Annotated in this window: 20 protein-coding genes; 1 reads left to right on the forward strand and 19 read right to left on the reverse strand. The window is 37.2% G+C overall.

The window, feature by feature from the left end; all coding sequences use genetic code 11:
* Positions 1-11: 11 nt before the first annotated feature.
* The 4 genes from uxaC to GDZ68_RS06000 form a co-directional block, all read right to left on the reverse strand.
* Entirely contained in the window at positions 12-1,412 is a 1,401-nt protein-coding gene (uxaC, locus tag GDZ68_RS05985; RefSeq protein ID WP_153721365.1) for a glucuronate isomerase, read from the reverse strand.
* 14 nt (positions 1,413-1,426) lie between these two features.
* On the reverse strand, positions 1,427-2,707 hold the full coding sequence (locus GDZ68_RS05990) for a TRAP transporter large permease (RefSeq protein ID WP_153721366.1): 1,281 nt from the start codon (positions 2,705-2,707) through the stop codon (positions 1,427-1,429).
* On the reverse strand, positions 2,708-3,211 hold the full coding sequence (locus GDZ68_RS05995) for a TRAP transporter small permease (protein ID WP_153721367.1): 504 nt from the start codon (positions 3,209-3,211) through the stop codon (positions 2,708-2,710).
* Between the two features lie 310 nt (positions 3,212-3,521).
* Positions 3,522-4,568, reverse strand: a complete 1,047-nt coding sequence (locus GDZ68_RS06000; protein ID WP_153721368.1) for a TRAP transporter substrate-binding protein — start codon at positions 4,566-4,568, stop codon at positions 3,522-3,524.
* A 216-nt stretch (positions 4,569-4,784) separates the two neighbouring features.
* Here GDZ68_RS06000 and GDZ68_RS06005 point away from each other — a divergent pair, with 216 nt between their 5' ends.
* Positions 4,785-5,762 (forward strand): LacI family DNA-binding transcriptional regulator, encoded by a 978-nt coding sequence (locus tag GDZ68_RS06005; RefSeq protein WP_194841078.1) that lies wholly within the window; start codon positions 4,785-4,787, stop codon positions 5,760-5,762.
* Positions 5,763-5,878: 116 nt separating this feature from the next.
* On the opposite strand, the gene GDZ68_RS06010 is transcribed toward GDZ68_RS06005, so the two are convergent.
* From GDZ68_RS06010 to GDZ68_RS06080, 15 genes are all read right to left on the reverse strand, one after another.
* Positions 5,879-6,715 carry an SDR family oxidoreductase gene (locus GDZ68_RS06010; protein ID WP_153721370.1) on the reverse strand — a complete coding sequence of 279 codons (837 nt, stop codon included), beginning with the start codon at positions 6,713-6,715 and terminating at the stop codon, positions 5,879-5,881.
* A 1-nt stretch (position 6,716) separates the two neighbouring features.
* Positions 6,717-7,784 (reverse strand): mannonate dehydratase, encoded by a 1,068-nt coding sequence (uxuA, locus tag GDZ68_RS06015; RefSeq protein ID WP_153721371.1) that lies wholly within the window; start codon positions 7,782-7,784, stop codon positions 6,717-6,719.
* The gene (gene eda, locus GDZ68_RS06020) at positions 7,784-8,407 is read right to left on the reverse strand and encodes a bifunctional 4-hydroxy-2-oxoglutarate aldolase/2-dehydro-3-deoxy-phosphogluconate aldolase (RefSeq protein WP_153721372.1); all 624 of its coding nucleotides are present in this window, start codon (positions 8,405-8,407) and stop codon (positions 7,784-7,786) included. Before eda ends, uxuA begins: the two co-directional genes overlap by 1 nt.
* Before the next feature lie 17 nt (positions 8,408-8,424).
* Positions 8,425-9,378: a sugar kinase gene (locus GDZ68_RS06025; RefSeq protein ID WP_153721373.1), complete on the reverse strand. Its 954-nt coding sequence runs from the start codon at positions 9,376-9,378 to the stop codon at positions 8,425-8,427.
* 15 nt (positions 9,379-9,393) lie between these two features.
* A complete protein-coding gene (locus GDZ68_RS06030; protein ID WP_153721374.1) occupies positions 9,394-10,386 on the reverse strand; it encodes a LacI family DNA-binding transcriptional regulator in 993 nt (330 codons plus the stop codon).
* 129 nt (positions 10,387-10,515) lie between these two features.
* Entirely contained in the window at positions 10,516-11,661 is a 1,146-nt protein-coding gene (locus tag GDZ68_RS06035; RefSeq protein WP_153721375.1) for an ROK family transcriptional regulator, read from the reverse strand.
* 51 nt (positions 11,662-11,712) lie between these two features.
* Positions 11,713-12,468 (reverse strand): sugar isomerase domain-containing protein, encoded by a 756-nt coding sequence (locus GDZ68_RS06040; protein ID WP_153721376.1) that lies wholly within the window; start codon positions 12,466-12,468, stop codon positions 11,713-11,715.
* A 1-nt stretch (position 12,469) separates the two neighbouring features.
* Complete coding sequence (locus tag GDZ68_RS06045) at positions 12,470-13,612, reverse strand: N-acetylglucosamine-6-phosphate deacetylase (RefSeq protein WP_153721377.1); 1,143 nt, start codon at positions 13,610-13,612, stop codon at positions 12,470-12,472.
* Positions 13,605-14,378 (reverse strand): glucosamine-6-phosphate deaminase, encoded by a 774-nt coding sequence (locus tag GDZ68_RS06050; protein WP_153721378.1) that lies wholly within the window; start codon positions 14,376-14,378, stop codon positions 13,605-13,607. The genes GDZ68_RS06045 and GDZ68_RS06050 overlap by 8 nt, the downstream gene beginning before the upstream one ends.
* A complete protein-coding gene (locus tag GDZ68_RS06055; protein WP_153721379.1) occupies positions 14,375-15,613 on the reverse strand; it encodes a hypothetical protein in 1,239 nt (412 codons plus the stop codon). The genes GDZ68_RS06050 and GDZ68_RS06055 overlap by 4 nt, the downstream gene beginning before the upstream one ends.
* Positions 15,604-16,851 carry an AGE family epimerase/isomerase gene (locus GDZ68_RS06060; protein WP_194841079.1) on the reverse strand — a complete coding sequence of 416 codons (1,248 nt, stop codon included), beginning with the start codon at positions 16,849-16,851 and terminating at the stop codon, positions 15,604-15,606. Before GDZ68_RS06060 ends, GDZ68_RS06055 begins: the two co-directional genes overlap by 10 nt.
* Positions 16,852-16,865: 14 nt before the next feature.
* On the reverse strand, positions 16,866-18,347 hold the full coding sequence (locus GDZ68_RS06065) for a sodium:solute symporter family protein (protein ID WP_153721381.1): 1,482 nt from the start codon (positions 18,345-18,347) through the stop codon (positions 16,866-16,868).
* Between the two features lie 353 nt (positions 18,348-18,700).
* Entirely contained in the window at positions 18,701-18,862 is a 162-nt protein-coding gene (locus tag GDZ68_RS06070) for a hypothetical protein (protein WP_228551029.1), read from the reverse strand.
* A gap of 204 nt (positions 18,863-19,066) precedes the next feature.
* Positions 19,067-19,693 carry an SIMPL domain-containing protein gene (locus GDZ68_RS06075; protein ID WP_153721383.1) on the reverse strand — a complete coding sequence of 209 codons (627 nt, stop codon included), beginning with the start codon at positions 19,691-19,693 and terminating at the stop codon, positions 19,067-19,069.
* Between the two features lie 337 nt (positions 19,694-20,030).
* Positions 20,031-20,657, reverse strand: coding sequence for an HD domain-containing protein (locus tag GDZ68_RS06080; protein ID WP_153721384.1), 627 nt, complete (start codon positions 20,655-20,657; stop codon positions 20,031-20,033).
* Between the last annotated feature and the right edge of the window lie 152 nt (positions 20,658-20,809).

A 20,809-nucleotide genomic window follows, 5' to 3' on the forward strand; every position in this document is an offset into this window, starting at 1 on the left:
TTCCACGCTCCTTACTCAAATTTGAAATAGTTCCTTGCATTTCCATAACAAATGTTTTCAATAATACCCCCTAATAATCTCTCGTCATTTGGAACTTCTCCGTTTTCTACCCAGCTTGCAACCAGGTCACAGACCAATCGTCTGAAATATTCATGACGCGTATATGATAAAAAGCTTCTGGAATCTGTTAACATACCGATAAATTGGCTAAACAGCCCTAAGTTCGCCAGTGCTTTCATTTGATCCAACATGCCGTCTTTTTGATCATTGAACCACCACGCAGTACCAAATTGAATTTTACCCGGCTGACCGCCCTGATAATTTCCAATCATTGTCCCTAATACATAGTTGTCGTTGGGATTCAAAGAATATAAAATGGTTTTCGGCAATATCTCCTGAAGTTCCATTTCATTTAATAAGCTCGCAAGCGGTTGTGCAATATCTCCATCATTTATGCTATCAAATCCGGTATCCGGGCCTAGCAGACTCAATTTTCTTTCATTCGTATTTCGCAATGCTTTCATATGGTATTGCATCGCCCAATCATGACTCGAGTACTGTTTACTTAAAAACAGCAGTAAAAAAGTCCGATACTTCACTATTTCATCTGTTGTCAGTGAATCTCCATGCATGGCTTTCTTATAAATAAGAGCTGCTTCGTCTTCAGTAACCTCGTTATACGTTACTGTATCGAGCGCATGATCTGAAACCCGGCAGCCCCTGTCATGAAAGTATTGAATTCTTTCTTCCAATGCGTTGAGCAGTGAAGTAAATTCAGATAAAGAGTAGCCTACAACATGTTCTAAGCTTTTAATCCAATCTTCAAAAGTAGATAAATGAATATTCAACACTTTGTCAGGCCTGAAACTAGGTAATACTTTTGTTTTAAAATGTTGCTGAGCTGCAACTCTTTCATGATGGGACAAATCGTCAACAGGATCATCAGTAGTACAAATAACTTCTACATTAAAGCGCTCTATCAATTGCTGGACTCCGAAATCGTCAGTCTGCAAGAGCTCATTTGCCCGATTCCAAACTTCTTCTGCCGTGTCCTCATTTAATACGGTATAGATACCAAAGTAGCGCTGCAGTTCTAAATGCGTCCAATTATAAAGTGGATTTCCAATTGTCATAGGAACTGTTTTAGCCCATGCCATAAATTTCTCATAGTCTGTTGCCTGACCGGTGATGTAAAATTCATCGATTCCATTTGCACGCATTGCACGCCATTTGTAATGATCACCATATAACCAAATTTGCGTCAGGTTTTTAAAAGATTTGTTATCAGCAATTTCCTGTGGATTCAAATGGCAGTGATAATCGATAATGGGCATATTTTTTGCATGTTTTTCAAATAGGTTAATCGCTAATTCATTTGACAGCAGGAATGTATCATCCATAAATTTTTTCATAAAATATCGCTCCTTTATTTTAGTAAAATATCTGGCAGTGTTAACGAAAGTTGCGGAATGAAACTAACAAGTAACAAAACTATGACCATCGCTCCATAGAAGGGCAACATACCCAGTGAAGCTCTTTCAATAGGTATTTTACCAATAGCACACCCTACAAAGAGCGCAGTGCCAACTGGTGGAGTAATAAGGCCGATTGATAAGTTTAATATAAGCATAACCCCGAAGTGAACAGGGTCCAGTCCAATACTAAGTGCAACCGGTAATAAAATAGGTGTGACAATCAGAATTAACGGCGCCATGTCCATGAACATTCCTAAAACCAATAATATAATATTAATTAAAAGTAAAGTGACGAAATCATTAGGCGAAACAGAAATCAATAAATCTGTTACCATTGCCGGAACTTTCAGTAATGCCAATAACCATCCAAAACCTGATGATGCAGCAATTAAAAACATAACCATGGAAAGTGTGTAAAAAGTACGCTTTAAAATAACTCCCATTCTGCTGATTGGGATATCCCGATAGACAAAGAAAGAGATGATAAATGCGTAAAGTACACCGATTGCAGCAGATTCAGTAGCTGTGAAAATACCACTGACAATTCCACCGATAATGATCACTGCAGTAAACAAACCTAAAAATCCTTCTCTCAAAATACGGGGAACGTCTTCTTTTTTAATAGGCTCACCTTTTGGATAATTTCTTTTAACTGCTATTGCATAAGTAAGAATCATCAAAACTAAACCAAGCAGTAGACCCGGAACAATTCCACCCATAAATAGAGCACCTACAGAAACACCGCCCGCAGCAGTTGAGTAAATGATCATATTATGACTAGGCGGGATCATAACACCTTGAGCAGCACTGGAAACTGTAACACTTACTGCATAATCGGAATCATAGCCCTTCTTTTTCATCATAGGAATCAGGACTGACCCAATCGAAGAAACATCCGCAACTGCTGAGCCCGAAATGCCGCCGAAAAATGTACTTGCCAATACATTTACCATTGCAAGTCCTCCGCGTACTCTTCCAATTAATACATTTGATAAGTCAATTAGTCTTCTCGAAATTCCACCTTCATTCATAATTTCACCGGCTAAAATGAAAAACGGGATGGCTAATAGTGAGAATGAATTAACTCCACTTACCATTCTTTGAACTATTGCAGCCAAGTCAATATTTAAGTATAGACCTGTTAAAAGAGATGACACAACGAGCGAAAGCGCAACAGGTACTCTAATAATCAAAAGTAATATAAAGCCGCCAATTAAAATTAATACTCCCATTTATACTTCCTCCTCTGGAGTGTCAGACAAATCTGTATGAATGTCATCGTGAAAAAGTAATTCAATTCCATATATCAACATTAGAAAACCGCAAACGGGAATTGAGGCATATAATACACTCGTAGGAAAACCAGTTCCTGCCATTGTTGAACCACCCATAAGAACTGTAAACTGTAAACCATAGTAGATAAATAGAAAGCTCACGCCAATTATAATAATTTTAGAAATCCATACTGTTGCCTTCTGGATTGGTTTCGGCATTAATGAAACAAAAACACTGACCCCAATATGCAGCTTCTCTCTGAATCCAACAGCAATTCCTAAAAAAGTTATCCAGACAAGCAACAACATGGAAAATTCCTCAGACCATCTTGGTGTGTAATTTAGAACGTTCCTAGTGAAAACTTGTGTTATTACAACTACACTCATAATCAGCACCATTGAAAGTGCAATAAAGTTTACAGTACGGTCAAAGTGGTATTTAACTTTTTGCAAACTACTCATAGCCAAATCCTCCTTTAGATTTATTTGAAATCACAACATATGTAGAAAATCCGAGCTGTCAATAACACGAACAGGGATATAGAGCATATGAGTCAGGAAAAACATTTTCGGTTTCAAATTATTATTCAGCCTGAAGTATCTTAAAAACAAACTTTATTAAATTACAAATTGAGAAGTATGTATTGAAGGTTGGTCAAAACGCAATATAAAAAATTATTTAATTAAAAAAGCTATTCCAATCTAATACACCTTGATTAGTTAATTCTTTGAGCCAGCCCCCCATGTTCAGAGGGCTGACTCCTGAATGAATTTATTTTTTTATCTTGTCTAAGTATTCCTTATACTTTTCCCCATGCTTGTCGTATAAAGGCTGTACTGCTTCTCTCCACTCAGCCGGGTCATCTATTTCTGTAATTTCATTTCCAGCAGCCAAAATTTCTTTTTCTGAATCTGCCGTCAACTTGTCCCATGCTTCGCGTTGAACTTTTTGTGATTCCATTGCAGCTTCTTTAAAAGCCTTTTTTGCATCTTCATCTAGTTTATCCCATAGAGAAGCGGAAGCTAAAACTACTTCAGGAACGTTAGAATGCTGATCAATTGTGTAGTATTTCGCAACTTCAAAATGATTTGAAGAATAGTAACTCGGGAAATTATTCTCAGCTCCGTCTAATACTCCTGTTTGAATTCCTGAATATACTTCATCATAAGACATAGGAGTTGGGGATGCGCCAAGAGACTTTACAAGTTCAATAAAGATATCAGATTGCTGTACACGGATTTTCAAACCTTTCATGTCTGCTGGTTTGGAAACTGGGCGCTTGGAATTGTAAAAATTTCGTGCACCAGAATCGTAATAGGCTAATCCTACAAGCTTCGCATCATCTAAACTTTCCAATAACTCTTCACCGATCTCACCATTCAAAATATCCCATTTGTGATCCTCATCTTCAAATAAATAAGGCAGTCCAAGAACGCCAATTTGGTCTGAAAACTCAGATACAGGGCTTACGTTAACACGGGATAAATCAATTGAACCGACCTGAAGCTGCTCAATGACACTTTTTTCATCGCCCAATTGTCCTCCTGAATAGACTTCAATCTTATACTTGCCATCAGTTTTTTCTTCAACAAGACGTGCAAACTCTTTATCGCCGACAACAGTAGGATAATCATCTGGATGGTTATCCGCCATTTTCAACGTAATAGTCTTCTCCCCGCTTGCACTCGCACTCCCATCTTCACTGCCTTCATCTCCACCACATGCTGCCATGACGACTGCTATCAAACCAACAAGTAAAGATAACCAAAACTTTTTCAAACCAAGTCCCCCATTTCTAATATTAGTAAACGCTTTCATTAATAATAACAACGTTGTTATTATTATTTTTAATTATATGTTATAATATGATAGATTGCAAGAACTATAAAAGATTATTCCGACAAATGGAAAAGCAATGGTAAGTTTTGTTGTAATTAGAGAATCTGAAATTCACTTAATTCAGTTATATGAATCGTATTAGAATATAAAACAGTATAGTATTGAACGAGGGGATTTGTGGTAGGACATATGGCTGTGACAATTAAAGATATAGCAAAAGTAGCAAATGTGAGCTATTCCACTGTTTCGAAAGCGTTAAATGACAGTCCTTTGGTAAAGCCGATTACTAAAGAAAAAATTATTAAAATTGCTGAGGAATTAGGCTATCAACCAAACTTTGCAGCGCAAAGACTGGTACAAAAAAAATCGAAAACAATTGGTGTCATTTGGCCAACGCTTGAAAGAATTGCTCCGGCAGCTATCATTTCGAAAATAAATGAACACGCTAAACATAATGAATATAACATTTTGTTATCGATAGATGAAATTGAGATTTCCTTACAGCAATTTCAAAGATTTCAAGTGGACGGGGTCATCGCTTTTGATGAGCAGGCAATGACTGACTTTACGGGAAACCATTTAAATATACCCATTATCGCATATGGTGTAAATTCGCCCCAAAAGAACTTTTCAATTGTAGATGTAGATTACGAAGGAGCAATTTCACAGGCTGTTCAGTTTTTCAGTGAAAGAAAATACAAAAGACTGGCGTTTATTGGTGATACTGACAGCCGGGACGATCGGCAACTGGCCAAATTAAACAGTTTTATCCATGCAACTGAAAAGTTTGAAATAGATCACTCTGTATTTAATAGTAAAGGACTCGATTGGATAAACGGCTATAATTGCATTCAGGAGATTTTAGAAGAGGATACGAATCTTCCCGACGGAGTTATATGTTCAAGTTACGATATAACATCAGGAGTTATAAGAGGACTTCAGGAAAAGAACATTCATATTCCAAGAGATATCTCAATTATCGGATACGATAATATTCCTCAAATGAGCAATCTGGAAGTACCTGTAACTAGTGTCGGTGTTTCAAATGATAGTATTGCCCAGTCTCTAGTGAATACCTTAATTATGCAAATAGATAAAGGTACAAATGAAAAAATGGTATATTCTTTACGTTCCTCTCTTGTAGTTAGAGAATCTACAAGAAATGATATTTAAAATTAATTCTATTTTATTCTAATCCAAAATCTAATAAACCTCAGACAATTCCTTTTGAATTGTCTGAGGTCTATTTTTGTTACCAACATTTCGCCCTTGATAATTATTAATCGATGTTACACACCGGAGTATGCTAAGAAACCGCCATCTACAGGAATGATGATTCCTGTAATAAATCTTGAATAGTGAGGATCTGTCAAAAAGAGCATGGCGCCAATTAGATCATCAGGCTGTCCGAACTCTTTTAAAGGTGTCTGGCTTAATATCTTTTCTGCCCGATCTGTGTGACTGCCGTCTTCGTTCGTAAGTAAAGCTCTATTCTGATCCGTTAAGAAAAATCCAGGCGCAATACTATTAACTCGGATGGATGTTCCGGCAAAATACACTGCCAGCCATTGTGTAAAATTATTTATTGACGATTTCGCAGCACTGTATGCAGGTACTTTTGTCAGAGGACTATACCCGCTCATAGAAGAAATATTTAAAATGGATGACTGATCGACTTTCAGCAATTCTTCAGCAAAGACCTGGGTAGCTAAGAATGTTCCCAGGAAGTTTGTATCAAAGACTTGTTTGAATCCAGTTTCGTCTAAATCAAAGAATGTATTTCCCTTACTGTTTTCAATGAAATATTCATCAAATGTAATCGCATCTGGATGATTACCACCCGCACCATTAATCAATACATGGATAGCGCCAAACTTATCTAGAATTTGCGTTCTTGCATCTAAAAGCGAGTCTTTATCTAAGATATCTACAGACAATGCCATCGACTGCCCGCCGAGTGAACGAAGCTCATCTGCGATTTTCTCTCCTTTTTCTAAAGTTCTATTTAAAATCACAATATTAGCTTGTTGTTTTGATAGAGCACGAGCCATTTCAGAACATAAAATGCCACTGCCGCCAGTGATCACCACAGTTTTATTTTTGAAATATGAGTGTATTGGATACATATTAGTTTCCTCTCTTTCTGGAGTAAGCATCCCAAAGTCCATGTAAATACATAATTCCAAGTGCACGGTCGTATAAACCATAACCCGCTCTGCATTCTTCATCCCATAGATGTCTGCCATGGTCCGGTCGCACGTAGCCTTCATATTGCTGATCTGCGTATTGCTTAATTACGCCCGCTATATCAATTGAACCATCAGTTGTATAATGAGATGTTTCAACAAAACTTCCGTCTTCAAAATGTTTTACATTGCGAACGTGTGTAAATGGAGAGTTCTTTAAATATTTCTCGGTCAATGCCACTACATCATTATCAGAACGAGCACCAAATGAACCAGTGCATAAAGTTAGACAATTTGAAGGAGATGGAGAAATCTGCAATAAACGCTCTACACTTTTCTCAGTTGTCATAATCCTCGGCAAACCGAAAATAGAAAATGGCGGATCATCTGGATGGATAGCCATCTTGATCCCTGCTTCCTCGGCCACAGGTAATATTTCTAATAAGAAGTATTCCAAATTACTCCACAAGTCTTCTTCAGAGATGTTTTCATACTGCTCAAATAACTCTTTTAGTTGAGCCATTTTTTCCTTTTCCCAACCAGGTAAAGTCAGTTTTGATGACTTTGAAACTTCTTCAACAAGCTCAGACGGAGTCATCTTCGTAATTTTTGAATGGTCATAGAAAAGAGCAGTGGAACCGTCTTCAAGCGGATAGAATAAATCAGTCCTGGTCCAATCAAAAATCGGCATGAAATTATAACATATAACCTTTACACCCCTGGAGCCCAGGTTGCGTATTGTTTCTTTATAATTTTCAATATAACGGGCACGGGAGTCTAACCCCAGCTTGATATCTTCATGTACGTTTACGCTCTCTACAACCTCGCCATGAAATCCATTGTCTTGGATATGTTGTAATACTTCATCGATTTCTTCGATTGGCCAAACTTCGCCTACAGGCCTTTTATGAAGAGCCCATACAATTCCTTCGACATTAGGAATTTGCTTGATCTGCTTTAATTCAATTGTGTCGTTATTAACACCATACCATCGAAATGTCATTTTCATCAGACTTGTACTCCCTTCACCAATCTTGTATATTTTTTTGAAATATCAGTAACTGCTGCTACTCCGCCTTCAGCATATGCTTTATTTAAATCGCTTCCAATTCCAACAGCAATAGCCCCTGCTTGCAGCCATTCCGAAAGGTTGTGCAGCCCAATTCCGCCAGTAGGCATAATCTTCACATCAGGTAAAGGACCCTTCACAGCTTTTATGAACGATGAATCAAAATGATTTGCAGGAAATAGTTTTATGATCGGTGCTCCTGCTTTCTTTGCTATCATCATTTCCTTAACAGTCATACAGCCTGGAAAATAAGGAATCTGTACATTCATACAATAGTCAGCAACCTCAGGATCAAAATATGGACTGACAATAAATCCAGCTCCTAATTCAACTGCTTCTTTTGCTGTTTCAATATCATTTACAGTACCAGCTCCAAAAGTAAATGATAAATGGCGAGTTTTTTCATATATTTCCGCTACATCCGGAGTAGTGTATGTTAGCTCAATTAATGAAATCCCTCCTGCTACCGCACCCTCAATAATAGCTATTGCTTCTTCAGCAGTATCTGCACGTATTACCGCAACGACACGTTGTTCTTCTATACTTTTAATGACTGAATCCATTTAAAAACCTCCCAAAATTATCTTTCAATAGACTTTGTTCCATTTATAAAAGCTTCAAGTTCATGCAGTGACGGCAGTCCTTCATTATCTCCAACAACTGTAGTTACGAGGGCTCCTGCAGCATTGCCATAGGTCAGCATATCGAGTGGTTCTAATTGATTCAAATAGGCGTAAATAAATCCTGTATCAAAACCGTCACCGGCTCCAACGGTATCCACTGCATCAACTTGGTAAATCCCGCGATCGTACCATTCACCATCTGTAAATAATGAAGCACCTCGATGACCGCGTTTCATCACAAAATGAGAAATAGTATGCTTCCCGGTAAAGATTTCGATATCCGGTTTATTAGCACTCCCGATTAGCAGTTCAATCTCTTCTTCCCCTGTTAGGAAAATTTGAACAAATGGATAAATCTTTTCAAACGCTTCTCTAGCTTCTTCAATGCTCCATAACTTCAAACGAAGATTCGGGTCAAATGAAACGGGTATATTGTATTTCTTCGCTATTTCTACTATTCTTAAAACGATGTCTAGCGTACTTGAATCGAGAGCCAAATAGACTCCCGAAAGGTGAATTAAATCCATCTCTTTAATGTGTTCTTCTTTTAAATGCTGCTGTTCTAACGATAAGATAGGCCCATTTGTGCGATAATAATAAGTTCGGCTGTCACCATTATTAAAAATTTCACGGAAGTTTAGAGACGTTGATTTATTTTCCACGAAATCAATCTGTGAAACATCTACTCCTTCACCTCTTAAATAGTTGAAAATATACTGACCGAATTCATCTTTTCCTACCCTGGATATGAAGGAAGGTGTTAGTCCGAGGCGTGCCATCCCAATAGAAAAGTTCAGTTCAGCACCTCCCACTTTACGCTCAAAATAATGGTTCATTCTCATTGGGCCTTCTTTTAACGGGGTCATCGTGATCATCGAATCACCGATCGTCAACACTCTGAATTGCCTCATTTCCCTCTCTCCTCTTTAACTAGATATTGTGGGTGTAAATTTCTTTAAAGGCTGTTCGATTTCAATGCTGTCTGTGTTTATCATTTGCATTAAAAGTTCAACAGCTGACACGCCCATTAATCGGGTCGGTTGATGAATAATCGATATTTTGCTTTGTAATATATCTAGGAATGGTGAATTATCAACAGCCACGATTGTTAGTTGTTCCTGTACATCAGCTTTTAACTTTTTCACGAAGTATAATAGTTCAATTAGTGCAATGTCATTAATTGCGAAAAATGAATCAGGTTTCTGTCCAGGTGAATCCCATAATTTGATCAATTCCATTTGAATCTTCAAACGTTCCTCAGCTATAACCCATGAAGGCTCAGACTTCAATCCGTAGTGTTTTAAAGCTTTTTTGTAACCTTCAATACGCTCAATCCTTGGACTAATATATTTATCTAAAGAAGTACCCACCACAGCCACTTTCTTTTTGCCTTCATGAACAATACGTTCAACTGCCAGCCTCGCAGTTTCTTCATTATCCAAAACTATGGTTGGATAAGATGTTGTAGTGGTCTTTCTGTCCAGAAACACGATAGGAACCTTTCTTTTATATAGATCACTATAATATGTTCCATTGCCGTCTGTAGGAATAATAATGAGACCATCCACTTGTCTTGCAAGTAAATTGTCGATATATCCTCTTTCTTTCTTTGGATCATCATCTGCGTTACAAACAAAAATATGATATTCGTTCTTATCACATTCATTTCCTACCGAGCGAATGATCTCAGTAGAAAATTCATGTAGAATATTTGCAACTATTACGCCAATTGTCTTGGTCTTTTTTTGTTTAAGACTTTTAGCAATCGAATTTGGAACATAATCCAGTTCCTCTATTGCCTGTTCAATACGTTTCCTAGTATCGGGAGACATATATTCATACCTTTTATTGATGTATTGCGAGACAGTGCTTTTGGATACATTTGCTTGTTTCGCAACTTCTAACATGGTAACTTTCAAAATAAATCACCTCCAGACTCATTTACTAAACCGGTTTAGTAAATTAATAGAAAAATAAAAAATCTATAACTAACATAAAGGACAACTGTAAGAGATGTCAATCCTAAAAGATTTTTTATTTAAATTTATCTAAATAGTGTTTGTATAATTTTCATAGTATAAGATTGCAACCAGTGCAGAACCTTTGCAAAGACTATTTCGCTGATTTTCAAATGTGATTTTAGTAGACCTGATAGAAGCAGGCAATGTATGCTGATTTATCATATGTTCACATTGCTTACTAAAAACATCAAATTGATTATATGAACTATCAATCAAAATATACTTAGGATTAATCAGATGAATAATCTGAATAAGGGCTCTTCCTAAATAGGCTCCATTTTCACCAATCACGCTTTGAATACTGAGTGATTTCAATTGTTCGTCTGTAAAAAATAAATCCTCTCCCTTCATCGCAATTTCAATTCCTTCTTTTTTCAGCTTGTTAATTACGGAGCGATGGTTAATCAACATTTCTAAACAGCCAACCTGACCGCAACGGCATTTAGGTCCCTGGCTGTCTATGGAAATATGACCTACCTCGCCTGCTGTCCAGCTGGCGCCATAAATGATTTCTTTACCATATAAATATGATCCGCCTACTCCTTCACCTACACGAATATAAAAAATGCCCTCATCCTCAACAAATCCGTTTCTAATCATTGCATCTAAACCACCCATATTCACACTGTTGTGGATATGGATTGGCACGGTAAATGCATTCAGTTTCTTGAAAGAGACCTCTTTCCAATTAAGGGATGTTGAAGTTAAGATCATTTTTTCATCGACATCTACGATACCCGGGACACCAATTCCTATCCCTATTATTAATTTGTATTTAGCTATAAGACTCTCTATGATTTCAGTTATTCTCGACAAGACTAATTCATGATCCGTACCATTTAAATTTATCGTCCGTTCTTCCACTGTATCACCATAATAATCAACTACAATATACTTGAGTTCGTATTGATTGAAAGTAAAACCAATCGCCCGATATCCTTCACGATTAATTTGAATACGTATAGGCGGTCTTCCTTTTAATCCTGGTTCTTTACTACCTTTCTCTACAATAATACCTTCATTAATTAGTTCATCAACTATGAGAGAAACCGTATTTTTGCTTACTCCCATTAAATTAACCAATTCTTGTCGTGATGTTTCATTTAGTTCTCTGACTTTAGCCAGAAGTCTTCTTTTATTTTTCTCTCGTAAAAAACTAGTTCCTTTTATCATGAAATTTCTCCAATTCTATTTAATCCTCTCCTTCCATTATACCCGATCTGCTTATAATTTCCTTATCTTTCCCTTAAAACGTGATATAAACTGATTATTCCATTCATCACCGCCTGTTGCATTCCCACTCTTCCAAATTGGCGGACTTATACCTTTTCTAGCAAGTATTTCAACAGTCTCTAATGTAATGGCATTAAGTATAAAAGCATTGGCAAATGTAGACATAGCACCCACCATTTGCTCTTGTCCTTCTATATTTATTACAGCATCCCCAACTTGTATTTTTGAATCAATACTTAAATGACTGATATTATGAAGATTTAATTTTGACGGGTGTCTGGCAGGATGATTTTCTGGTGTATTATTTGCATGCGAAAATGAACTGATACTTATCACAGTAACTCCACGATCTTTCGCTTCCAAAGCAGCATCAATAGTAGCTGCATTGATACCATAAGCATTTGTAAGGATGAGCAAATCGCCATTTTGCAAGTTATAATCATCAATAACAATCCTTCCATATCCCGGCGTTCTTTCAATTGCCATTGACCTGAGTGCACCGCCACTTAATAATGTTCCTTCATCTAAAATTGCACTTGCGTGCATTAGCCCACCCGCTCTAAAAAATACTTCTTGTGATGCTAAGTTTGAATGTCCTCCTGGTCCATATACGTAAAATATCTTATCATCACTAATATGGGATGCCACCATCTCAGCTGCTTTTTTTATTTGATCCGACTCTGTTTTTATTATTTCATCCAAATACTTTTTGATCTCAGAATAATAATCAGCAATTATTTTAGACATTTCAAAATTCTCCTTTCCTAAGTATCCCTTCTTTAAATACTACCTCTACCTCAAAAACTGTCCCTGACGTATTTAGTAATACTAAATCTGCTTTTGCTCCAACCTTAAGGCCCTCAAATTCAAGCCCCATAAACTTCGCTGGAAATATTGAGCTTCTTCTAATTGCTTCATCAAGAGTATCAATATTATTTTTCACAAGAAACTCTATACCTTGTAATAAATTCTGTGCTGAACCAGCCAATAATTCAGGTTGATCAGACAATTGAAGTCTGCCACTTTCAGTTAATGTTACAGAGCCGCCAACAGACGCTTGATATTTTCCGGCAGGCATACCTGCTAACGCTACGCTATCGCTGACTAGAATTAGCTTTTTACCTTTTACACGTTTCATAACTTTTATTACATTTTCCGGAAGATGATTGCCGTCTGCAATTACACTTGTCCACAGCGCGTCTTCTGCAAGTTGATCCCAAATGTAGTTTGGATGCCGTTTCATTAAAACGTGGGCCCCGTTGCCTAAATGTGTTGAAATACTTGCTCCAGACTCTACTGCATTCCGAATTTGCGTTGTATTTGCTGACGTGTGTCCAATTGCAACTTTGACTCCATCTGCAACTACTGATCTGATGAATGCGTCAGACCCTTCCCACTCAGGTGACATCGTAATAATTTTTATCATTTTTTTAGCGGATTTTTGGAGAGAGAGAAATTCTTCATAATCCGGTTTTTTAATGAAAGATTTCTCGTGCGCTCCACGTGGTCCATCTTCCAGTGATAAGAATGGTCCTTCTAAATGGAAACCGCCGATATGCTTAACTAAATCTGGTCTTTTTGATAACACGTCTACATTTTCTTGAAAAATATAGTTCAGCCGTTCAATACTATTAGTAATGACCGTCGGATAAAAAGTGGTTACTCCTATATTCAGTAATTCTTGAATAACATGTTCCCAATCAGTTTCGCTTAGCGGAGCAGCATTAAAATCATGACTTTTATATCCATTAATTTGTATATCAACTAAGCCCGGTGCAATCGTGAGTAATGTGGGATCCCAATTAATATCTTTTATAGTTTTAATTAAACCTGACTCAATCGTTACTTCTACTGACTTTCCTTCAAGAGTATTACCTTTAAATTTAATCATAGTATTCTCCAAAAGCAGATTTATCCATAATTAGATAAGCATCATTGTGTTTTCTAAGAATAGTTGAAGGACAATCTGTAGAAATCTCATTAGATAATGTCTCCTTGACTGCTCGGGATTTCGTAATGCCCGGCACCGTGCAAACCATCCTTTTCGCCCTAATTAATGCGGGGATTGTCAGGGAAAGCGCATGAGTCGGAACTTCATCCAAAGTTTCAAAACAACCATCATTTACTTGTTGCTGGCGACTAAATTGATCTAATTGCACTTCTTTTATCATAAACGGATCATTGAAATCAGCTACTGGTGGATCATTGAAAGCAATGTGACCATTTTCACCGATACCTAAGCACACAACGTCAATTTCAGCTTCATTCAATAAACTTGTATATTCCTCCATCATTTTCTCTGGAGATTTAGTTCCATCAATAAAATGAAATTCTTTTAACGAAACTTTAGATAGTAAATGATTTTCAATATAGAACTTAAACCATTGAGTAGAATCTTCTGGAAGTCCAATATATTCGTCCATATGAAAACCCACGATGCGGGACCAATCGATATCCGGAGTTTCAACTAGGTGTCTTAGCATCTCATTTTGGGATGGAGCACATGCAAAAATTACACGAACCTCATCTTTTTCGTTTAAAGCAGCCTTAATCTTATTTGCTGCAAGATCTGCAGAATGTTCACCCATTTCTTCTCGAGACTTAAATACTCTATAGGTGAGAGTACCTTTTATACCTTCTTGTAGAATTGCATTCATTTTATATTCCTCCTAACCAAGCATTCTAAATTGGAAATAACTTTCTGTGCACTTTTTCTATTTAATTTACCTTTTAAGTTAAAGTAATAAATAAATTGATTGGATTCATAGCCGCCTTCTTCCAATTGTAGTTCATCTGCAACATAACCAATCATTCCATCACTGTAGGCAACTGGTAAAACAGTCGAATCTATACCAGCAATTTTCTGCCCATAACTTTGAACCATTTCAGCATTACAAAATATAAACCCTACTTCTTTTGATAACCGCCAGTAAGTTATATTCAGCATTTGTTCATCGGCCACATTTTTCGTTAAATTTCGCCACTCTGTCATCAGCGTACTATCTTCATGTTCATTTGTTGCTCTTGTGAAAAGCAAAGGTAGAGTCAGCTTCTCAGTACAGAATTGGAATTCTTCTACTATGGCAGGTTGACTGGTTAGAATTCGTCTGACATCCTCTGCAACCCTTAAACCAAGTGCTTTCATATCAGATAGCCGTCCTCTGTAAAACGTTCCATCATTTATAAGACAAGGACGTATATCGCCAGAAAAACCTTGTAGAAAAGCTACAGGTATCCCATCTAGCTCACGACTGACTTTTTCACAGCAAACTCCAACATATTCACTGGACACTGCATTTTCATCTGTACAGGTTGGATGACAACTAAAATGTATTAATCCTGCAACGTTTTTATGATTAACATCCTTTAAAAGCAGGACGGTCAATGTGTCATCAATTTCTGTAGTCAAATTGGGTAACATCAAACAGGAACCGTCCACAATCTTTCGCCGATACACGCCAATTTCTGATTTCCCAATATATTCCTCTAAAGTAACCTTTATACGTGGTGATTTAATGAGTAATTCAAAACTTCTAAGAACTTCATTCTTTAACCATCTCACATAATTTTGATCATATTTGCCAAGTTGCTCACTAAACTTTTCTGATGTCTGTGGTCCTGAATGATTATGAGTAGCGTGAAAGATAACATCCTGTACATTTATATTATATTTTCGACAGATTTCATCTTTTGTTTCACTTACAAAATTATCATCCCACCATATCAAATCAGCTATAACAATAATTTTTGTTTGTTTACCTTCTGAAAACAAAAATAGCTTTAAAAAAATCGGAGCATATACTGAATCAGTATATGCTTCCCTATGGGCGAATCCGGCTAAACCAATAGGCAATTCTGGAGTAATATCTTTAATGAGAGTACTTACCTCCATTTTTCATCACCTTTCAGAAGATGTTGAATTAACAAGAAGTTGCGTACGATATGAAATGGATCCTTTACGGGTAACGCAACAACTTTTCGAATTGGTTGACCAAAGCGATCTCTAATTTGAGTCCATTCCTTTCCTTCAGATGAAGGAAAGGTAGAAAACACATAGGACTCTAGCTTTTCATACCATAACAATAAATCCTGATCTTCATATGTTAACGCGAATTTTAAAATAGTATAAAGCGCTTCCGAATGTGGCCACCATAACTTAGTTTCCCATGTGTCATTAATTAGTTCTTCAAATCTATCATGAATTAAACGACCAGCCGGTTTTCCACCTTTTTCATCTACAAACCTGAATAGTCCGCCATATTCTTTATCCCAGCCAGTTGCAAGTGTATCTTTAATTAACTGAAGAAGCATAATTTCGTATTTTCGTTGCTCTTCACTTGTAAAATGATGAAGTGATTCTGACAAAAACCATACACACTCCAAAGTATGACCGGGATTTACATGACGTGCGAGCAACGTATCTTTATCTTCGTCTCTCTTAGGCAACATTTCTACGATTCTGGATCCATTAAAATGATCTTTCATAATCTTGATAAAATAAATTTTAATATCTTCCTTCAATTCTAAAGAAGAATGATCATCGAAAATGATAGCCGTGTCATAAAGTTCTTCGGCTACATTTATCAGAATCATAGGAATCGAATGAGACTCAAATTTATCAGGAATTGGATAAGGTTCAGATTTGAAGTTATTCTCTTCTATTCTTCTTTTAACCAATCGATACGTATCCAGCGCTTCATGAAAAATAGTTTGATCTTTTACATAGTTTGCATAAGCGTTATAGCCTAATATATAAAAACAATCTGCAAAAATACTTACATCCAATTCTGTATCTATCTTTGTCCCATCTGCTTCTGTTGCATTTACAACATGCTGGTTTTCTAATTTACCATTTGATTGCAAAAATTCATACGTTTTATGAGCAGATCTTTCCCATTTTTTATTTACCGCTAATGTATATCTTTCACGCAATTGCAGCAATCGACTGTTCATCCATAAGAATCTGCCTTGAGACCAAGTATACTTATTGTGACTGAGTATAGTGTCTTCGTCGTTTTGAATACAGGAGAACACACCACCGAATTGTTCATCGATTTTTGATTCCCAATAGGGTATAAAATTATCATTAAGTTGTGATGTGTAGAATGCCAATAACTTTTCTCGATTCAATGCTATCACTTCCCTTATGCTTTAACATCATCTTTAGATACAGCTTGAATAAGAGCTTCAACTTCTGGTTTGACAGGTGTATTACGGTTTAGTAATCCCATACCGATAAAGACGATTCCAGATACTAGAACCGGTGATCCGACTGATAATGATAGCGGCAGTGTGAATGCGTACTTTGTAAGTACAAACATGAGTAAACCTGCCAATATGGAACTGATAGCAGCTTTTGAATCTGAATGTTTAAATTGTGGAAATAAACCTAGTAACATCGGGATAGAGATAGGCCCAATTAGTGCGCCGAACCAGGAAATGATTAATCCTAATACTCCACCAAAACTTTCAGCTTGTATACCAATAACTAATGTAATCAATGTAAATGTAAATGTTGTAATTCTAGCAATTCGTAGTGACTCTTTCTGACTCATATTAATATACTTTTTATTCATAACCGGTAAAATATCGCGTGTAATAACTGCCGAAATTGTATTCGCATCAGAGGAAGTCATTGACATCGTAGCAGCAAATAGACCAGCTAGTACTAACCCAACCAAACCTGCTGGCAATAATTCTTGAGCTAATAAACCATATAGTTTAGATGGATCTTCCAAGCCAGGCAGAATTAAAGGCGCAGCCCACATCGGGAAAAATAAAAACAATGGCCAGATAAGGTAAAGCACTCCTGATAAAATTCCGCTTTTTTTCGCTTCTTTACCTGAAGGAGCAGAAATGTAACGTGTTGCCAAGTTCCAGGTTCCACCATTGTAGCTTAGGAATACAACGAAAAAGTAGAAGAAGACGTACCAGACTGTATATGGCTCTCTAAACAACATGGAGTTTTCTTGCGGTAATTGCGCCCAAATTCCTGTAAGCGAACTGGGTCCACCCAACATATTCATTACGACAAAGAACATAACCAGACCCGCAACAATTTGTACGATAAACTGTGCAAAATCTGTCCAAACATCAGCCCATAATCCACCGATTGTAATATAGATAAGAGAAACAATTCCTGATACTAAAATTCCATAGATTATTGGAATACCTGTAAAAACATTTAGCAGAATTCCTATAGCAGCCCATTTAGCTCCTACATCAAATAGTTTTAATAACACACCACACCAAGCCATCAACTGCTGGGTAGGCAAATTATAACGAAGTGATAAATATTCAGTGGGAGACTCAATATCATAATTAATTCGTAAGCGAGCCCAACGTGGAGCCATCAAGTATGCTCCTGTGATAACAGCAACGGTAATAGTTAATGCCCACCAAATATAAATACTAAAACCGTGAGTATATGCTAGCGCAGCATATGCAACAAATACAGCACCACTGTAACCTGAGACGTGATGGGATATTCCGGATAACCACCAAGGCAACTTTCCTCCGGCAACGAAGAAATCCTTTGACCCGCTAATTTTGTTGTACGAAGTAAATCCAATAACTATCATTACGACAAAGAATAAAATAATTACTAACCAATCTAGCATCGCCATGTCTTCACTCTCCTTTTCATTTAATCATAGTCTATGACTAAATACAAAATAACATACCATTTTCTAATTGTAAATGCTTACATTTTTACTTTTCGGAAATGTTTATGAATTAGTAAAATTTACTTACTGTATATATGAGGTAAGTCTAAGATACTTCAGAATATGAAATACAGGTACTAAAAATGCCTTTACAAAAGTAATACAGTAAACTTCACAGTTCGCATATTCTGCCAACTTTTTTACTAGTTAATATATTGACTGAATCATCAACATGAATAAAAAAACTTCTCTAACGTTTCCGTTATTCGAGAAGCTTGCAATTCATATTTACTTTTAAGAAATTATCATCTACTTCACGTTAAATAAGTTTCAATTTCAGTAATATCATGAAAAGCAGAAAATCCCCTGGAATAGTCATTTCCTATACTCGCTTTCATGATACTGATCGTAACGTGCTCGAATCCTATTATGCCATTCAACACTTCGCGAATCGTGCCTTCTCCGCCAATTACCACAAGCAAAACAGGCTCGTCACATGTCCTCTATATTCAGTCTTCTTAAAAGAATAGTTGTTGCCAGTGTTCAAATTTTGCCCTATGCCAGCACCTTGCCCGTCCACCGCTCGCTCATTAATAATGAATAGAGATCCATTAGCGACGCCTCTTTCCAAACATTTTTATCTCATAGTAGCAGACAGTCAAAACGTATGCCACCCATCGTCAGACAATCTGATACTTGACTAGCAGACTCGCACTGATTGTCAGTGTGCCGGAAGAAATAGGTGTGGAAACTGTATCTGCCATCGCAACTGCCCGAAATGCGATCGGCTGATTAGCATGCTGCTCTTCTATTGTCATTGGAATTGGTTTGTTCGGCAATTGCAATGTTGTACCGATCGTAATCATTTTCTTCTCTGCATCCTGCAGGGCAAGTGCCAGTGCTTTTTGATAATATTCACCTTCGTCCTGCAAGCTGAATTCTATCGAACCAATTTGATTGGCGCCGTTTTTTACAGCCAAATCCACAAGTTCTCCTGCACGGGACAAGTTATCACTTGTGATACGGATCGTGTTAATCACTTCATAGCCTTGAAACCGCTGTTCCCCATTCGAGTAGTCATATACGGGACGAATCTGGTAATCTATCGTCTGAATGGAATCTTGTGAAATACCTGCGGCTGTCAACGCTTTGTTGACCTGGTTCATTCTGTCGGCATTGTCCCGCTGAATTTCCTGCAGTTCCGTTCCTCTCGAATTCACAGATATAACAATCTGCACGCGGTCAGGGGATGCCTTTATCGCACCTTCTCCGAAAACTGTAATCGTTCGCTCTTCCTGGTTATACATAATGGAAACACTCCTTTTAATAATTTCATGAAAAATTCCGTTGCAGCTACCTATACTATATGCAGCAGGTCAACATTTGATTGCAGAATAAAAAGCCCTCAGGTCATTTATAAGGACCTAAGGACTTCTCTAAAATGTGATAAAACCTTTTTGCACGGCAAAGCCGCCTAATGTAAATAGTGCAATGGCAATTAATGTAATGACAAATAATTTATTATTTTTATCCAAGGACTCACCTTTTTCTTCATAGGATAGAATCGTATGCTCAGTAACTCAATTCTATCAGACAAAGTTCAGAATAGGAAATCTAATTTTCAGATTGTGAAACCAATAATTTTTATTCGATTTCATTCTTAAGCTGTTTCAGAAAAGACACCATAAAATCATGGCGTTCTTCTGCAAGACGCATTCCTTCAGTCGTCACCATCAACTCTTTCAGCAATAATAGTTTTTCGTGAAAATGTGTTACAGAAGCCGTTTCTTTTGCGCGGTACTCTGAAGCGGACATTGTTCTGCGTGCTTCTTCCTCTAAATCATATAGCTTTCTTCCTCTGGCACCGCCAAACGCGAATGCCCTTGCGATTCCAATCGCTCCGATTGCATCCAAACGATCGGCATCTCTGACAATCGCTCCTTCAATGGACGTGATCTCTTTTGCGTGCCCGCCATTGAATGACACACTTTCGATAGCAGACAGTACCTTTGCAGAAAGATCTGCAGAAGCTCCTATTTGATCCAGCATTTCATTCGTCGTCGCTTCATGCATTGCCTCATATTTCGCGTCTTCAATATCGTGCAGCAGAACTGCTAATTGTACAACCAGTTTATCCGCTGCAGGTTCTTTCAATAAAATCTTCTCTGCATTCTTCATTACACGGTCAATATGATCTAGGTCGTGACTCGCATCATATTGAATGTAAATCGTTTCCACAAGCTCTCTGCAGCGTGCAACCATTTCTCTCATATTTTCATTCCTTTCTTATTCGTACTACATACTATGATGCAGTACTCTGTTAAGATGCCGTGATAGTTGTTTCGCTTTACAGCAGCATTCTATTTGGCACTTCACAAAGTCCCGATCCAATCTCAAATCGTTAAAAAGGAAAGGGAGCCTGA

Source organism: Sporosarcina cascadiensis (assembly GCF_009650995.1).
In the GTDB taxonomy this organism is placed as follows: Bacteria; Bacillota; Bacilli; order Bacillales_A; family Planococcaceae; genus Sporosarcina; species Sporosarcina cascadiensis.

Coding starts and splice junctions, on each gene's coding strand:
- uxaC (WP_153721365.1), bottom strand. CDS start 1,412: ATGAAAAAATTTATGGATGATACATTCCTGCTGTCAAATGAATTAGCG.
- GDZ68_RS05990 (WP_153721366.1), bottom strand. CDS start 2,707: ATGGGAGTATTAATTTTAATTGGCGGCTTTATATTACTTTTGATTATT.
- GDZ68_RS05995 (WP_153721367.1), bottom strand. CDS start 3,211: ATGAGTAGTTTGCAAAAAGTTAAATACCACTTTGACCGTACTGTAAAC.
- GDZ68_RS06000 (WP_153721368.1), bottom strand. CDS start 4,568: ATGAAAGCGTTTACTAATATTAGAAATGGGGGACTTGGTTTGAAAAAG.
- GDZ68_RS06010 (WP_153721370.1), bottom strand. CDS start 6,715: ATGTATCCAATACACTCATATTTCAAAAATAAAACTGTGGTGATCACT.
- uxuA (WP_153721371.1), bottom strand. CDS start 7,784: ATGAAAATGACATTTCGATGGTATGGTGTTAATAACGACACAATTGAA.
- eda (WP_153721372.1), bottom strand. CDS start 8,407: ATGGATTCAGTCATTAAAAGTATAGAAGAACAACGTGTCGTTGCGGTA.
- GDZ68_RS06025 (WP_153721373.1), bottom strand. CDS start 9,378: ATGAGGCAATTCAGAGTGTTGACGATCGGTGATTCGATGATCACGATG.
- GDZ68_RS06035 (WP_153721375.1), bottom strand. CDS start 11,661: ATGATAAAAGGAACTAGTTTTTTACGAGAGAAAAATAAAAGAAGACTT.
- GDZ68_RS06040 (WP_153721376.1), bottom strand. CDS start 12,468: ATGTCTAAAATAATTGCTGATTATTATTCTGAGATCAAAAAGTATTTG.
- GDZ68_RS06045 (WP_153721377.1), bottom strand. CDS start 13,612: ATGATTAAATTTAAAGGTAATACTCTTGAAGGAAAGTCAGTAGAAGTA.
- GDZ68_RS06050 (WP_153721378.1), bottom strand. CDS start 14,378: ATGAATGCAATTCTACAAGAAGGTATAAAAGGTACTCTCACCTATAGA.
- GDZ68_RS06055 (WP_153721379.1), bottom strand. CDS start 15,613: ATGGAGGTAAGTACTCTCATTAAAGATATTACTCCAGAATTGCCTATT.
- GDZ68_RS06065 (WP_153721381.1), bottom strand. CDS start 18,347: ATGGCGATGCTAGATTGGTTAGTAATTATTTTATTCTTTGTCGTAATG.
- GDZ68_RS06075 (WP_153721383.1), bottom strand. CDS start 19,693: ATGTATAACCAGGAAGAGCGAACGATTACAGTTTTCGGAGAAGGTGCG.
- GDZ68_RS06080 (WP_153721384.1), bottom strand. CDS start 20,657: ATGAGAGAAATGGTTGCACGCTGCAGAGAGCTTGTGGAAACGATTTAC.